This window comes from Actinomyces sp. HMSC065F12 (assembly GCF_001814535.1).
Classification (GTDB): domain Bacteria; phylum Actinomycetota; class Actinomycetes; order Actinomycetales; family Actinomycetaceae; genus Pauljensenia; species Pauljensenia radingae_A.
In genome coordinates this window covers 40,173-55,149 of record NZ_KV816945.1, presented here as the reverse complement: position 1 = coordinate 55,149, position 14,977 = coordinate 40,173, and the positions used below count along the sequence as shown (strand labels likewise).

Sequence of the window (14,977 nt, the reverse complement as noted above, 5' to 3'; positions counted from 1 at the left end):
AGGGTGGGATCATGATTCTGATTGCCTTGCTCTTCGGATTGGTGGTGCTGGCAGCGGCACTGTGGCTGCGTACCGATTCTCCGCGTTCACGATGGTGGCAGAACGCGAACGGACTGGTGGATGAGAAAATGGCGTTCGCCACGATCCCGGGCCTGGCTGGCGTGCTGCTCGGCATCAGTATCCTCGCATTGGGGTCGATGATTCCCAACCCCGCTGGCCGCTGGATTACAGGCGCGGCAGGTGCTCTGCTCCTCATAGCCGGTATTGTCGTCTCCATGATGGCCTTTGGACGAAAGCCGTTGCCGTCGTGGCTCACGCCTTCGTGGTATCACTCCGACCCAAAGCGGCGACCATAACAGCTTTAATCGTGTGCATGCGGTTCTCGGCCTGATCGAAGACGATAGAGCGCGGCCCCTCAAACACCTCGTCGGAAACTTCGATTCCATCCAGGCCAAACTCGTCAAAGATCTGCTGTCCGACGGTGGTCTTCAGATCGTGGAATGACGGCAGGCAGTGCATGAATTTCGCATCGGGACCGGCTTGTGCCATGAGCGCTTCGTCAACGCGGTAGCTGCGCAGCAGGTCGATGCGGTGCGCCCACACATCCTTAGGCTCCCCCATCGACACCCAGATGTCCGTGTGGACAAAGTCGACGCCAGCGACTGCGTCCACATCCTCGGTAATGGTCAGACGCGCACCCGACTCGTCGGACCGTGCCTGAGCCGCCTCGATGACGTCCTGCGGTGGCCATAGTTCCTTCGGTGCAATGATGCGGGTGTCCATGCCGAGGATCGCGCCGTTCACCAACAGGGACCGCCCCATGTTGAAACGCGCGTCCCCGACGTAGGCGTAGGCAATGTCGTGGTCGTCCACGCCCTCGCTGTGTTCTCTCATCGTGAGTGTGTCAGCCAGCATCTGCGTGGGGTGCCATTGGTCGGTCAGGCCGTTGAATACCGGAACGCCTGAGTACTGTGCCAGCGTGTCCACAACTGATTGGTCGTCACCGCGGTACTCGATCGCGTCGAACATACGTCCCAGCACACGAGCGGTGTCCTCGATGGATTCTTTGTGTCCCATCTGTGAGCCTTGCGGATCGAGGTAAACGGTGTGGGCTCCCTGGTCTGCTGCCCCGACCTCGAATGCGCAGCGCGTGCGTGTCGATGTTTTCGCAAAGACGAGGGCGACGTTGCGTCCACTCATGAGTTGTTGTTCAGTGCCATTCTTCTTGGCTGCTTTCAGCGCTGCTGACAGGCATAGCAGGTTGTCCCATTCTTCGCGCGTGAAGTCAAGTTCACGAAGCAGGGATTGTCCGGGGCGCAGCATGGATGACAGATCTGTACTCATGGCTTCCAGATTAGCCGCTAGTGTGGAGGTCATGAGTGCTCTTCCATTTGTGTCCGACACCTTCGATCCTGATCGCTGGCGTGTTGTCGAGGGGTTCGAGGACCTGACCGACATGACGTATCATCGCGGAATTTCGCGCGGATCTTGCGACGGAGCGGCAGCCGGACAAGATCTGCCCTGGGTTCGTATTGCCTTTGATCGCCCAGACATTCGCAATGCTTTTCGACCGCTGACTGTCGATGAGTTGTACCGCTGTCTGGATCATGCGCGGATGAGCAGTGATGTTGCCGCGATCATCCTGACTGGCAACGGGCCGTCTGCCCGTGACGGTGGCTACGCGTTTTGTTCGGGTGGTGATCAGCGTGTTCGAGGCAACGACGGGTACCGCTACGAGGTGGATGGTGCTGACGCGGACGCCGATGTGTCGAGCCGGCGTGAGCAGATCGATCCGGCTCGGGCGGGACGTCTGCATATTTTGGAGGTTCAGCGCCTGATCCGCACCTGTCCGAAAGTCGTGATCGCTGCAATTACCGGGTGGGCTGCCGGTGGCGGTCACTCATTAGGAGTCGTGTGTGATCTGGCGGTCGCTTCCCGCGAACATGCTCAGTTCATGCAAACGGATGCCAACGTGGGGTCCTTTGATGCGGGGTACGGTTCGGCGCTGCTGGCCCGTCAGGTCGGTGATCGGCGCGCACGCGAGATTTTCTTCCTGGCTCGCCGCTATGACGCGGCTGAGGCGCAGGCGTGGGGAGCCATCAATCGTGCGGTGCCGCATGAGGATGTGGAAAACGTGGCGCTGGAGTGGGCGCGCACGGTTGCCGGCAAGTCTCCACAGGCGATCCGCATGTTGAAGTTTGCGTTCAATCTGGCTGACGATGGTCTTGCCGGGCAGCAGGTGTTCGCCGGGGAGGCAACCCGGATGGCGTATATGACGGCGGAGGCTCAGGAGGGGCGTGACGCGTTCCTCGAGCACCGCTCCCCCGACTGGTCGACCTTCCCGTACTACTACTAAAGCCGGCCGGCTGACAGCTGGCCATTCATACTGCTGACGCGTGGCCCGTTGTCGGGTGACCTCACTGCGCCGGCCGACAACTGTCGGTGGCCTCGCGCATTACAGTGGCCACTGCTGACCTGTCCACGCAGCGTCGAAGAACATCCACTCATAGCGCGACGCAACTTCACATGCTTCGGCCATGCGCTCACGACCCGCTTCGTCGCTGGCCTGCGCATACTGGTCCGCGTAGTCCTTTGCGCGCCGTGTTGCTTCCTCGAATTCTGGCCCCGTGTAGGTTCTGATCCAGTCACCGTAGGGGTGTGCGTCCAGCTCATCCTCGGAGTGGACACCCTCGCGGAGCCGATGCCCGACGAAATCGTAGAGCCAAAAGCATGGCAGCACTGCTGCAATGCCAACCCCCTGCGTCTCGGCATGCGTGCTGGCCAGCAGGAATGACATGTAGGCGCGACATGTGGGGTTCATGGTCGCCCCCTCGAGGACATCCACATGCGAGGCGTGCAGCGAACGTTCATCCACCATTGTCTGATGCGCACACCCCGACCAGAACGTCACTTCGTCAGCGTCACTGGCGCCGGCTGCCAGTGCGGACAAGGCGCGCGAATAGTCGATCAGGTACAACGCATCTTGGCGTAGGTACTCGTGGAATGTCTCCAGCTCAAGCGACCCGTCGGCAAGTGCGCAGACAAAGGGATGCTCACTGATCGCGTTGCGCACCGGTTCGATGCGCTGCCATACCTGGTCGGTAAAACTCATGATTCCTCCTTCCACAGGTCGACAAAGTGATGAACGGGACCGTGCCCCCTGCCCACATCGAGCGAGTCGGCAGCCAGGAGCGCGCGCGTCAAGTAATCCTTCGCCTGAGCAATCGCATCAACCCAGGTGTCTGTGCGGGGGCGTCTGGCCGCTATGGCACTGGACAGCGTGCATCCGGTGCCGTGAGTGTTCTGTGTGTCAACACGCGTCCCCTTCAGGAATGTGACCCCGTCACCATCAATCAGCACGTCTGTGGACGTGTCGGTCAAGTGTCCGCCTTTGATGAGGACGCGGGTCATGCCGCGCGCGAGAAGTTCCTTGCCCTGGTCGGTTGCTTCGTCCAGCGTTGTCGCCACATCGCAATCCAGCAGCACGGCTGCTTCGTGCAGATTCGGGGTAATCAGGTCAGCTTTCATGCACAGGTCGTGTACAGCGTCAACTGCGTCCTCGTCAACCAGTCGGTCACCGGAGGTCGCCACCATGACGGGGTCAAAAATCGTGTTCGAAAGGCGTGGCAGATACTCACCGATTGCGGCCGCAAGTTCCGTGCTTGCCACCATTCCCACTTTCGTGGCGTCCGGAGTGATGTCGTCCAGCAGGGTGTCCATCTGTTGGCGCACGAAGTCCACCGGGACGGGGAACACGCCTCGCACTCCTTGCGTCGATTGGGCGGTCAGCGCCGTAATGACACTCATTCCGTAAGCTCCTGAGGCGCTGAACGATTTGAGATCTGCCTGAATGCCTGCCCCACCGCTGGGGTCCGATCCGGCGATTGTTAGGGCTTTGACTGTTTTCATAAAATGTTCTCCTTCATCGCATGGATGATGCATGTGCTGCCATTCGGGGCTTGGATCATGAGCTGGCGGGAGCACTGGGTACATGGCCGGCAAGTGCTGAGTCCCTTCCTCGGGGTCTGAATTGGGTGGTTAGTGACCCGCGCTGCGCAGGCCTTCTGCCCATTGATCTGCCAGTTCGCGTGCAGCTTCGCGCGCGTCGGGTGCTAGGCAAATTGCGGACACGACGGCCGCTCCGTCCAATCCTTCACGTGCCAGCGGTGCCATATCCGGTGCTTTGATGCCTCCGATTGCCACCGACGGCAGGTGTGTGCTGCGTGCGATCTGTCCTGTTCCATCGATGCCATGTTCCTCGGGAGCATCGGTTTTCGTGGAAGTATCACGCACGACGCCAATGCCGATGTAGTCGACGCGCCCCGGGTTCTCTTCGGCTTCCTTCAGTTCCTCAGGGGTGGAGGCCGACAAACCGATGATGGCCTCGGGGCCGATCAGCTTGCGGACAAGGGCAACCGGCAAGTCGGTTTGTCCAACGTGAACGCCTGCAACGTTCGCACCTGCCAGGCGTGCCGCCAGGAATACGTCCACACGATCATTGATCAGGAGTGTGACCGAGTCAGCGACAGCGTCGGCCACTTCCATCACTTCGTTGAAGAAATCCAGTGACTCAGCGTCTTTACACCGAAGCTGCACGCATGTCACTCCTCCGGCGACAGCTTCTGCCACCGTTTGCGCAACGGTGCGTCCCGCAGCGTGGCACATGTCTGCGTCCGTGACAAGATAGATGCTCAGGTCGAGGGATGAGACAGCCTTGTTCATCACTGCCCTGGCCTCACTGCGCGATGATGGTGACGCGTTCAAAGTCCTCATCGCGGAAGTTGTCCAGCGCGTCGAGGAACTCCATTTGGAACGTGCCGGTTCCGCGTGCACGCTCCGCCGCGATTTCCGAGGCCGCCGCATACAGTGCGTGAACAGCAACCAAACCGTCAAGCTGGGTCCGAGCCACAGAGGCGAACGCGCCGGCCAGCGCGCCAAGCGAGCATCCCGCCCCAGTGATGCGGGTCAGCATATCTGAGCCACCCTCGACACGCACGATTGCGTCGGCTGAGACGATCGCATCGGACTTGCCGGACACAGCCACCAACGATCCATATTCGCTGTTGATGTGGCGGGCGGCATCGATGGCGGCGTCCACCGCATCAGCGGAGTCAACACCGCGGCCGCCTTCTCCCAGCCCTGCCAGAGCAATGATTTCCGACGGGTTGCCTCGCACAATTGACGGGCCGAGGGCGACCAGCTGATGCGCGAGCTGCGTGCGCACCGGCAGTGGCCCGATGGCAACCGGGTCAAGAACCCAGCACGTGCCCGCTTCGTTGGCGCTGGTGGCGGACTCCAGCGCGGCTTCGCACTGAGTCGGCGTCGGGGTTCCCAGGTTGATCAGCACAGCATTGGCAATTGCGGCAAAGGGGCCGGATTCGCCGGGAATATCGACCATTGCCGGTGCTGCCCCAATGGCAAGCAGGGCGTTGGCCGTAAAGTTCGTGACCACCGAGTTGGTGATGGCTCCAACGAGCGGGTGGTGTGTTCTGACAGCGTGTAAAGCGTCGACGCATTGGGTATGGAAATTCTCCATCGGACATTCCTTCGTCAGCATTATCTGGACAGGTTCAACGGGTTTGATCTCAGCGTGAAGCACCCCGTGTCACTGATCACAATGCTATCAGGTTTATACGAAAAGGTCGAACTGCAATGATGAGCCTGCTGCTCAGTAGTGTGACACCACCACTGTGCCGACAGGGGCCCAGTTATAGATCCACTGCGCACCATCAACCGGCATATTGACACAACCGTGCGAGCCGCCTTCACCTGACCAGCCAAAAGAGCTGCGTGAGGGCGCGCCGTGCAACGCGTAGTCACCGTGGAAGTATGACACCCACGGTGTGTATGTGCAGTAGTCGTAGCCGGGGCTGCAGCCCATCATCTGGTCCTGATGCTTGAGGTAGATGCGGAACGTTCCGGTAACGGTTTCCCACCCGGGCTTGCCGGGAACCATCGGGATCGGGCCCTGGACAACAGTTGCACCTTCGTAGGCGGTCACTGATGCGTTCGACAGGTCCACGTCGATCCACTTTTCACCAGGAGCTGCCTGATACACCTTGTCGCCAGCACCATCCGCAATCTCGCGGGTGGTGAATTCGGGTTCGGTCTGGTCGTAGTCAAAATCGCCTTCGTAGGCGGTGCCGTCTTTGAGGGCTGCGAGCAGCTCATCGGCCACCTCGCCAGCGTTGTTGACGGTCCATCCGCTCTTACCTGGATCCGCGACCGCGACAACGTCCCCACGCGAATTGACGTTCTTGACACCCTTCGTGGGCTCTTCGTTGGTGGACAGCGCGGTCGATTCAACCCACGCGCGAACCGGTTTCTCATTCCACGTGACATCAAGTGCGCCTGTGTTGGCAGCAGCACCCTTGCCACCAGCTCCGCCCGCGGCGTTCAGATCCGGCAGCGCGATCCACGTCGAGCGTTCACGCGCATCGGGTGAGTAGGTGTGAATACCGTCAGTAATCGATACAGGAATTTCCAGCATCGTGTTCGCCTTGTCTGCAAGTTGCTGAGCAATTTGCGTGGTCACCGTCGGGCTGACGGCGATCATCGGCAAGTCAATGTCCTGGGTAGTCAGCGTGCGCGCAGCTTCATCGCATGCACTGGCAAGCTGCTCGAGGTCGACACTGTGCCCCTCCTGTGCTTCAATCACGCTGAATGCGCCACCGTCTTCGTTGAACTGGATGGAACCTTCGCGTACGGGCTGGTCAACAGAGGCGGAAACTTTCTGGGTCAATGCCTGCGCAGCCGCATCATCTCGCGAGGTCACCACCTGGACATCCCGCGAGGTAAACAGTGAGGAGATGCGTGACAGGATCGAACCGTTGGGAGCGAACACATCATCCAGCGTGGCGTCGGTGTCGATGGTGATTCCCGCTTCTTCCAGCGTCGCGCTGGTCAGCGTACCGTCAACCGTCACATTGATGCTGGCGTGTGAGGCTCGCTCCTGCAGACCTTGGGCAATTTCGTCGCGGTTTTGTCCGGACACGGACTGTCCGTCGACAGTGGTTCGCGGCAAGGCGCGGTCAGCGAAGTAGGCCGCGTACGCACCCACACCGATCACTGCAACGAGCAGTGCTCCTAGTAATGCGATCAGCGCCCATGAGGCTTTCGCTGAGAGCTTCCCAATAGTCATACCTCGATAGTAACGAGGCTATCGGTGCAATTCCATGTCGACTTGCCCACGATCTCATCTCCGCACACGTTAATTGACCGATTGGGCATTACGATGGTTCAGAAAAGCCGTTTGTAAAGGAGGACAAGTGCAGACCCCTCGTGTCTTAGTCGTTCCGGGAGGCACTTCCGTTGGAGCAGCGGCTTTGGCTTACGCCTCGCTCAGCAAACTGGCTGAACAGGCACGCACAGCATCAGACGGCGCCATGGACGAGGCACCCTCGTCGCACAAGCGAACAGTCGTGGTCATGCGTCCTCCCAGCGAGATCCCCCATACGTCCTTGCGCCATCTTCAAACCGATGTGTCACACGCTTTTCCTGAACTACCCGAAGATGTCCGCAATGACCCGGCTCTTCTGGACGGCGTCGACGTGGTGATTCCGACGTCGGGGTCATCAACGGGAACGCCTCACCTCGTTGGCCTGTCCACCGAGGCATTAATCGCATCCGTGCACTCCACTCACGCGGCGCTGGAGGGGCCGGGGCGTTGGATTCTTGCGCTTCCTGCCCATCACATCGCCGGTGCTCAGGTCCTCATGCGCAGTGCAGTCGCCGGTTTCAGCCCGATGGTGGCGGACACGGATTCAGGTTTCCGCCCCGCTGACCTGCTCTCTTCCATCGCGGGTGCCACTCAGGATTCACAGGTGCCAGGGTATCTCTCGCTGGTACCCGTGCAGCTGCGAGCGTGTTTGGATGCCGGTGAGGAAGTTATTCGCGCACTGGCCTCGCTTGCCGGTGTCCTCGTCGGCGGTTCTTCCATAACCAAGGAACTCCTGCAGGCTGCGCGCAACCACGGCCTCCGGGTGGTCACGACCTATGGCATGACTGAAACGGGTGGCGGCTGCGTGTACAACTCGCGTCCCTTGCCGGGGGTAACGGTCCGCGCTGTCGACGTTGACGGGCAATCACGCCTGGCAATTGCCGGGCCCATGCTCATGACAAAGTACCTGGACGGCCCCTCCCCCTTCATTGACGAGGGTGGCGCACGGTGGCTGCTGACAGGTGATATCGGTCGAATTGCCTCCAATGGCGACGTTCAGGTGCTGGGGCGCAGCGATGATGTCATCGTGACGGGCGGCCTGTCAGTGGCACCTGGTCCGGTCCGTGATGCCGTGTTGTCAGCTCCGGGTGTGCGTGACAGTTGGATCCTCGATCTTGAAGACGAACGCTGGGGGCACGTCGTCACCGCCGCGGTGGTGCGCGATAGCTCGCACAGTGCGGATCTGGATTCATGGGCGCGCTCCATTCGCGATCACGTGGGAGCGCGTCTGGGCCGAGCGCAGGCTCCACGCGTTGTCGTACCGCTTCACACACTGCCCATGCTGGAATCCGGGAAAGTTGACCGGAGCCGTGTGCGGGCACTGGTGATGGAACAGATCGAACACGGGGAGCACTGGCGACGCTAAATGGCAACTGTTCAAGACTGGATTGAGGGCGCCCGCCTTCGCACACTTCCGGCCGCTCTTGCGCCCGTGATTGTGGGAACTGCGGCTGCAGCTGAGCTGGATCAGTTGCACTGGGGGCGCGCATTGCTCGCACTGTGTGTGGCGCTGGCTTTGCAAATCGGTGTGAACTTTTCGAATGACTATTCTGACGGCGTGCGTGGAACGGATGACTTTCGCACCGGCCCGCCACGTTTGACGAGCGGCGGCTCGGTCTCTCCGCGCGTCGTCCTGGCAGTGGCGCTGGCTTGTTTCGCTGTGGCAGGCGTGGCCGGTCTGGTTCTGATCGCATTGTCTGGCCAGTGGTGGTTGCTGGTGGTGGGCGTCGCGGCAGTTGCCGCCGCATGGTTTTACACTGGTGGACGCAATCCGTACGGGTATATGGGTGTAGGGCTGTCCGAGCTGATGGTGTTCATTTTCTTCGGGTTGGTCGCAACTGTGGGCACCACATGGACGCAGACTCTGGGTGCTCCCTGGTGGGTGTGGTGTGCCGGAGCAGGCATGGGGTTCGAATCGATCGCCTTGCTCATGGTGAATAACTTACGTGACATTCCCACGGACAGGGCCTCTGGGAAGATGACGCTGGCTGTACGTTTGGGTGATCCCGCTTCGCGAGCGGCGTATTGCGCGCTCCTCGTGGCCGCAGTTGTGGTGCTGGCGATCAGTGTGCATTCCCCGTGGTGGGCGGTGTGTGTGGCCGCTGTTCTGATGGCCGGCACCGTCATTCCCGGTATTCGAATCGTTCTTAGCGGTGCGGTTGGCCGCGATCTGATACGCGCCTTGAAGTACACGGGGATCGCGACACTGGCGTGCGCCGTCATCGTTTCAGTGGCCATCGTCATCTAAGTCGTGTCGAGGCATGGTCGTTCCTGACCTAAAATGGTGGGATGGTTCGTATTCTTGCCGTTGTCCTGTGGATTGCCGTCACTATTTACGCAATCGCTGACTGGGCACGCACTCCTGATGATGAAGTGCCTGGTCGTATCGGCCGTATGTGGTGGCTGACGATCATCGTCATCACGATGCCGTTTATTTCCATCGGGTCAATCGTGTGGATCCTGCTACGAACCATCACGCGCGCCGAATCCGGGGAAACCACGGGGTTGTCGGACTTGACATCAGAATCGAATCCGCTGCGTTCTGGATGGTCCCGGCGACCTGACCGTTCGCAGTCCTCGCAGCGTCGCGAACCACTGGCACCCGACGATGATCCGGATTTCCTGTTCCGCCTGGAACGTGACATTCAGCGCCGCCGACGCGAGCAGGCTCGCAATGAGGAAGCGCACGGAGATCACGCGAAGCCCGTTGACAGCGACTCGAGTTCTCCTGACGAGCCTGGATATCGCGTGCCGCCAGCCGGTTCCACATCAGTTTCTGATTCCGACCAGTCAGATCCGGCTGATTCATTTTCCGAAGAAGCAGACGCGACAGAGCCCGATTCCGACACCGATGCGGATCCAACAAGCCCTGATTCCTCAACCAATGCAGACGCGCCAGGGCCTGATTCCACTAGCGATGCGGGCCCAGCAGGTCGCGATTCCTTCACCGACGAAGATACGTCCGAGACTGGCGACCCGTTGGATGAGGACCCCGAGCTCTAACACTCACTGTCACTCATCACAGACATCTCCGAGCACTCTCGTCTGCTCCGTCTCGCACCATCTGCTCCGTCTCGCCCCTCTGTCCGTTCTCTCCCCATCTGTCACTCCCCTCCCCATCTGTCGATCTCGAGCTCGCTCGCGAGTTCCACACCGATGTGTCGTCACCGTTTGCGCAGTTCAGGCGGGTGCTAGTGAAAATCCCGCCTCGCAGACTGCCTTCAGATCGACAGTTGGGTGCAGAAAGAGACAGGCAGGTGCGGGAGGGGACAGTTGGAGGCAGAGGTACGCGCTAGACCGTTTATTGCGGTGCTGCCGCCCGCGCCTGACCGACTAGACATAGCCACGCACCGCCCGCACTCGAACAGGCCGACATCAAAGGGCCGGTACCGATAGGCTGCCCCAACCAGCCGGATACGCAGATGTCAGTTACTACCGTTTGAGCTGAGCTTCCGACGCACCTGGAGTCATGTCGGCCGCATGAGCCAACATGTCCTTGCATGGTTCGGAATAGTCGAGACCCACCAGCGTCGAGCCGCTGAAATGGAAGCTCGTCACCGATGCCAGGGAACACACACGAGACAGTGGCGAGTGTGCCAACATGCGACCCTGCACGAAACGAGTCAGCGCTGTGATCGGCATTTGGTGAGAAACCACCAACGCTTCATGCCCACGGGCCTTGTCCAGGGCTGAGGAAACTGCCGCACTCATTCGCGACGCAGCATCAGCATAGGATTCTCCCCACGAGGGGCGTAACGGATTGAGATAGAGGTGCCAGTAACGCGGATGCAGTAAGAGTGCACGGTTGGCGTTAATGGGCAGACCCTCGAAAGCTGAATCTGCTTCGATCAGGCGCACGTCCGCCTGGACAGGTACGTCAAAGGCCCGCGCGGTCGGAGCAGCGCTCTGCTGAGCACGTTTGAGTGGCGATGCAATAATGGCCGTGACATCGGCGCCCTCGTCAATGAGGTACTGAGCGACCCGTTCCGCCATCGCGTGCCCGAGCTCAGTCAGGCCGAATCCAGGGAGCCTTCCGTACAGAACACCGTCGGGATTATCGACTTCCCCGTGACGCATCACGTGGATCGTTGTCAGTTCCATGGTTGCCACCCTTCGATGGGTTTGTGCCGCTGGTCGGCTACTCAGGTTGATCAGATATAAAACGAGACCCGACCACGATGGCCGGGCCCCGGTCGCGTCACTTCTTGTTACGACGCTGGTGCCGTGTCTTGCGCAGCAACTTGCGGTGCTTCTTCTTTGCCATGCGCTTACGGCGCTTCTTGATAACGGAACCCATAGGGCCCTCCCTCGTCATTCACAAATTGAATGCAGTCATGATGGTGCATGACAGCTACGGTCTGGGGTACCTCGAAAGATACAACCCCACTATCCTACCCGCTTATTCCACTTTGACGTTCATCGGACCATTGCGCAAGGCCGGCATCGATGATGTGACTCACTGCAGCCTCGGGCACTCTGAAGCTGCGGCCGACGCGAAGAGCAGGCAATTCACCCTTGTTAATCAAGCGGTAGACAGTCATTTTGGACACACGCATGAGATCTGCCACTTCCGCAACCGTCATAAAACGGGGCGCAGGTGAAGAGTCCATTGCGTCTCCCAAAAACAAAGAGGCGGGCAGGTCTGATCACTGCTCCGAGAAGCCTCGAGCCCTATCTTAATGCCATTCAGGACTTTTTCAGCAACTATCGACGAAAAACCTCCTCATCCACTTTCACTCTTTTATATACACAGAGGTTTATTCTGATCCACATGGAAAGCCGCATTACGATCGCTGATATCGCGCAGCATGTCGGGCTGTCCACCGCGACAGTCAGCATGGCGCTCAATAGCGTTCACAAGTCACGCATCCCTGAGGCCACCATTGAACGCGTCCAGCAGGCTGCTCGCCACCTTGGCTATGTACCCAATCTCACAGCGCGTAATTTACGTACCGGCACGACATCGACGGTTGGATTCGTTTCCAGTGGAGTGACCGTTACTCGATTCGCATCGCAGATGATCCGTGGAATCCTCGACACCGCAGACGAGCATTCCTTCTCAGTCCTCATGATGGAAGTCGACCGAAGCCCCGACGGCATGGCGCGCGCACTGAGCGGCCTCAGGTCCCGCGCAGTCGAAGGATTTGCAGTCGGCCTGATGTCCCCACGCCTGGTCTCCTTGCCGCATTTGACGTCAGGATTGCCCGGGGTAATCATTAACGGCCAGGCCGACGGGTGGCATTCGATCATGCCTGACGAGGAAGACGCGGGCCGCCGTGCCATTGCCTACCTGCGAGCGCATGGGCACCGTCGCGTGGCTCTGATCGGGCGCTATCCGACTGAGCCCGCACCCGAAGTATCCATCTGCATAGGAGCTCGCTTGCGCGGTATTGACGCAGGATGCGCTGCGTCAGGCGTACAGATCGTTGATGAGGCTCCTGGGGAAGCATGGGAGTCTCCGCTGGGCTTCGAAGGTGCGAATGCGATCCTCGATCGACTGGATCGCAGCGGCGCAGCGGCCATCGTTGCAGCCAACGACCGAATCGCGATGGGCGTGTACCAGGCGCTCTGTGATCGGAACCTGCGGGTGCCTGACGACATGTCGGTGCTCTCGTTTGACGATGAGCCACTTGCCAACATGATGCGCCCGCCGGTGACGACGCTGCATCTGCCGTACCTGGAGATGGGCGCCCTTGGGATGGAGTTCCTGGTTGACTGTGCCCGCTCACATGGGCGGGCACAGAAGAATGCAGATAATCAGTCATCGCAGTCGGAGCCCCACTCGGAACCAACCCTTGTTCATGTGCCGATCGTGGAGCGGGACTCCGTTCGCACAATTGGGTAGCGCCCTGTGCTGGGCACGGCCTGGCGCCCTCTGCTGGACAATGACTCGCGCCACCAGCGAGGCGGCGCTACCTGGCGCCTTATGTGAGAGCTGCCTCGCAGCGTCAGGTGAACGCTGGCAGGCATCGCCTTGAAGCGCGCCACCGATGCTGTTTACAGTGACGGGGACAGCTTGGATACCTTTTCGCGCCCATTACTGGCGCATCACAGGAGGCTGACACCTGATGAGTACGCCGACGGATTCGCACAGTATCGAGCCGACCAATGAAGGCGCGCAGATCCCCGAACAGGAAGATCACCTGAACGCTGGGAATACGCATGCCTTGGCACACGAGCAGCCTCCCCTGCCCCACGCACCGCTCACCCTCACACACGAGCAGGCGCTGGAACGCGCTGAAAGAGCCTCTGACCAGCTTGAGCGCGCACGCAACGACCGCTGGTACCCCACCTTCCACATTGCTGCTCGAGCAGGGTGGATCAACGACCCGAACGGACTGTGCTACTTCGACGGTCGCTATCACGCGTTCTATCAGCATCACCCCTACGGCTCCGCATGGGGTCCGATGCACTGGGGCCATGTCTCATCTGCTGACCTGGTGACCTGGCAGCGCGAACGAATCGCCCTCGCCCCCAGCATTCCGGCAGATCAGGATGGCGTTTTTTCCGGCTCCGCCGTCGAGGGGCCAGACGGCCTGCTGTATGTGTTCTACACCGGAAATCGCTGGCTTGACGGCCACGCGGACGGTCGCAACGAGCAGACGCAGTGCCTGGCGGTATCCGAGGACGGCCTGACTTTCCACAAGGAAGGCGTCATTATTGACGCCCCTGGCCTCCCGAACTTCCGTGACCCGAAAGTGTGGCGTCAAGGCGACACGTGGTGCATGGTGCTGGGCGCGACCTCTGAAGCTGATCGAGGCCAGGTTCACCTGTATACCTCACCGGACCTGCGCACCTGGAGCTTCGACCGCGTCCTGTTCGAGGATCCTGATCCGCGCGTCTACATGCTTGAATGCCCTGACCTGTTCCCCTTGGGTGGCCACTGGGTACTGTGCTACGGGCCGATGACCAACGCACGCGCATCCGGCTACGCCATGCGTAACGGGCATAACGCCGGTTACGTCGTTGGCGATTGGACGCTGGGCAGCGATTTCCATCCATTGACCGATTACGCCCTGTCTGATTGGGGCTCAAACTACTACGCTCAACAGACCTTCGAGGCTCCTGATGGCCGACGCATCGCACTGGCATGGATGGGAGGATTCACGCTGCCTCTCGCACCCCAGTACAGCGACAACTGGTCCGGCCAGTTCACCGTGCCGCGCGAGTTGACACTCACCGAGGACCTCAAGCTGGCCGCCACTGCCCTGCCTGAACTCAACAGGCTGGAATGTGGTCGGAACACCCTCGGCACTTTTGTTCTTGACGCGAACCGCGACAGGCTCCTGGTTGACGACGGGGACGCATTCGCCATTGACATGGTTGTTGACCTGTCTGCCACCACCTCTGAGCAGGTTGGATTGCGTGTCAACGAAACATCGGACGGATCCTACACGTGGGTGGCGTACGACGATCTGGCGCGCCGCATCGTTGTCGACAGGCGTACGAAGGCAGGAACTGATCGCGGCTACCGCAGCGCCCCCATCGACATGGACGAGGGTGACTCCCACCTGCGGATGACTGTCCTGGTTGATCGCGGATCGGTGGAAGTGTTCGCGGGGCGCAACACGGCGACTCTTTCTGCTTGTGCTTTCCCTTCTGAGGGTAAACGCCGTACCTCGTTGTCCAGCATCTCCGGGATCATCAGCGTTGAGGAGCTGACCGTGCGCCACTTCGACTCCATCTATTCTGATAACGGGTCCAACCCGCGTACGATGGGCTAGCATCACAGTGCTGACCCGCCTCACGTGATCTGCT

General features: G+C 60.2%; 16 protein-coding genes and 1 riboswitch. Of the genes, 7 read left to right on the top strand and 9 right to left on the bottom strand.

Translation table 11 applies throughout. From position 1 onward, the window contains the following. Positions 1–11: 11 nt before the first annotated feature. On the top strand, positions 12–356 hold the full coding sequence (locus HMPREF2975_RS01615; protein WP_070725357.1) for a hypothetical protein: 345 nt from the start codon (positions 12–14) through the stop codon (positions 354–356). Here HMPREF2975_RS01615 and argF read toward each other — a convergent pair. Further along, positions 313–1,323 carry an ornithine carbamoyltransferase gene (gene argF, locus HMPREF2975_RS01610; protein ID WP_227469112.1) on the bottom strand — a complete coding sequence of 337 codons (1,011 nt, stop codon included), beginning with the start codon at positions 1,321–1,323 and terminating at the stop codon, positions 313–315. The two genes, HMPREF2975_RS01615 and argF, sit on opposite strands and share 44 nt — an antisense overlap. Before the next feature lie 52 nt (positions 1,324–1,375). Between argF and HMPREF2975_RS01605 the strand changes: the two genes are divergently transcribed. After that, positions 1,376–2,356, top strand: a complete 981-nt coding sequence (locus tag HMPREF2975_RS01605; RefSeq protein WP_070725408.1) for a 1,4-dihydroxy-2-naphthoyl-CoA synthase — start codon at positions 1,376–1,378, stop codon at positions 2,354–2,356. Between the two features lie 99 nt (positions 2,357–2,455). Here the strand turns inward: HMPREF2975_RS01605 and HMPREF2975_RS01600 are convergent, their stop codons facing one another. From HMPREF2975_RS01600 to HMPREF2975_RS01580, 5 genes are all read right to left on the bottom strand, one after another. Then, the gene (locus tag HMPREF2975_RS01600; protein WP_070725356.1) at positions 2,456–3,112 is read right to left on the bottom strand and encodes a TenA family protein; all 657 of its coding nucleotides are present in this window, start codon (positions 3,110–3,112) and stop codon (positions 2,456–2,458) included. After that, positions 3,109–3,909, bottom strand: coding sequence for a bifunctional hydroxymethylpyrimidine kinase/phosphomethylpyrimidine kinase (gene thiD / locus HMPREF2975_RS01595; RefSeq protein WP_070725354.1), 801 nt, complete (start codon positions 3,907–3,909; stop codon positions 3,109–3,111). Before thiD ends, HMPREF2975_RS01600 begins: the two co-directional genes overlap by 4 nt. A gap of 129 nt (positions 3,910–4,038) precedes the next feature. After that, positions 4,039–4,722 carry a thiamine phosphate synthase gene (gene thiE, locus HMPREF2975_RS01590; RefSeq protein WP_070725352.1) on the bottom strand — a complete coding sequence of 228 codons (684 nt, stop codon included), beginning with the start codon at positions 4,720–4,722 and terminating at the stop codon, positions 4,039–4,041. A gap of 13 nt (positions 4,723–4,735) precedes the next feature. After that, the gene (thiM, locus tag HMPREF2975_RS01585) at positions 4,736–5,536 is read right to left on the bottom strand and encodes a hydroxyethylthiazole kinase (protein ID WP_070725350.1); all 801 of its coding nucleotides are present in this window, start codon (positions 5,534–5,536) and stop codon (positions 4,736–4,738) included. Then, positions 5,526–5,613, bottom strand: a riboswitch (TPP riboswitch). It overlaps the preceding gene by 11 nt. A 55-nt stretch (positions 5,614–5,668) precedes the next feature. Continuing rightward, complete coding sequence (locus HMPREF2975_RS01580; protein ID WP_083314338.1) at positions 5,669–7,141, bottom strand: L,D-transpeptidase family protein; 1,473 nt, start codon at positions 7,139–7,141, stop codon at positions 5,669–5,671. A gap of 127 nt (positions 7,142–7,268) precedes the next feature. Here HMPREF2975_RS01580 and HMPREF2975_RS01575 point away from each other — a divergent pair, with 127 nt between their 5' ends. The 3 genes from HMPREF2975_RS01575 to HMPREF2975_RS12715 are packed head-to-tail and all read left to right on the top strand — an operon-like array spanning position 7,269 to position 10,222. Continuing rightward, positions 7,269–8,585, top strand: coding sequence for an AMP-binding protein (locus tag HMPREF2975_RS01575; RefSeq protein ID WP_070725347.1), 1,317 nt, complete (start codon positions 7,269–7,271; stop codon positions 8,583–8,585). Continuing rightward, positions 8,586–9,467, top strand: coding sequence for a 1,4-dihydroxy-2-naphthoate polyprenyltransferase (locus tag HMPREF2975_RS01570; protein ID WP_070725346.1), 882 nt, complete (start codon positions 8,586–8,588; stop codon positions 9,465–9,467). Positions 9,468–9,508: 41 nt separating this feature from the next. Then, positions 9,509–10,222: a hypothetical protein gene (locus HMPREF2975_RS12715; RefSeq protein ID WP_070725343.1), complete on the top strand. Its 714-nt coding sequence runs from the start codon at positions 9,509–9,511 to the stop codon at positions 10,220–10,222. A gap of 429 nt (positions 10,223–10,651) precedes the next feature. Here the strand turns inward: HMPREF2975_RS12715 and HMPREF2975_RS01560 are convergent, their stop codons facing one another. From HMPREF2975_RS01560 to HMPREF2975_RS01555, 3 genes are all read right to left on the bottom strand, one after another. Next, a complete protein-coding gene (locus tag HMPREF2975_RS01560; RefSeq protein ID WP_058237213.1) occupies positions 10,652–11,320 on the bottom strand; it encodes a histidine phosphatase family protein in 669 nt (222 codons plus the stop codon). A gap of 97 nt (positions 11,321–11,417) precedes the next feature. Further along, entirely contained in the window at positions 11,418–11,516 is a 99-nt protein-coding gene (locus HMPREF2975_RS11870) for a 30S ribosomal protein bS22 (RefSeq protein WP_003792170.1), read from the bottom strand. Positions 11,517–11,610: 94 nt separating this feature from the next. Beyond that, on the bottom strand, positions 11,611–11,829 hold the full coding sequence (locus tag HMPREF2975_RS01555) for a helix-turn-helix domain-containing protein (protein ID WP_070725342.1): 219 nt from the start codon (positions 11,827–11,829) through the stop codon (positions 11,611–11,613). Between the two features lie 161 nt (positions 11,830–11,990). Here HMPREF2975_RS01555 and HMPREF2975_RS01550 point away from each other — a divergent pair, with 161 nt between their 5' ends. Then, positions 11,991–13,064: a LacI family DNA-binding transcriptional regulator gene (locus tag HMPREF2975_RS01550; RefSeq protein WP_070725340.1), complete on the top strand. Its 1,074-nt coding sequence runs from the start codon at positions 11,991–11,993 to the stop codon at positions 13,062–13,064. A gap of 223 nt (positions 13,065–13,287) precedes the next feature. Continuing rightward, complete coding sequence (locus tag HMPREF2975_RS01545) at positions 13,288–14,943, top strand: glycoside hydrolase family 32 protein (protein WP_083314337.1); 1,656 nt, start codon at positions 13,288–13,290, stop codon at positions 14,941–14,943. The last annotated feature ends 34 nt before the right edge of the window (positions 14,944–14,977 follow it).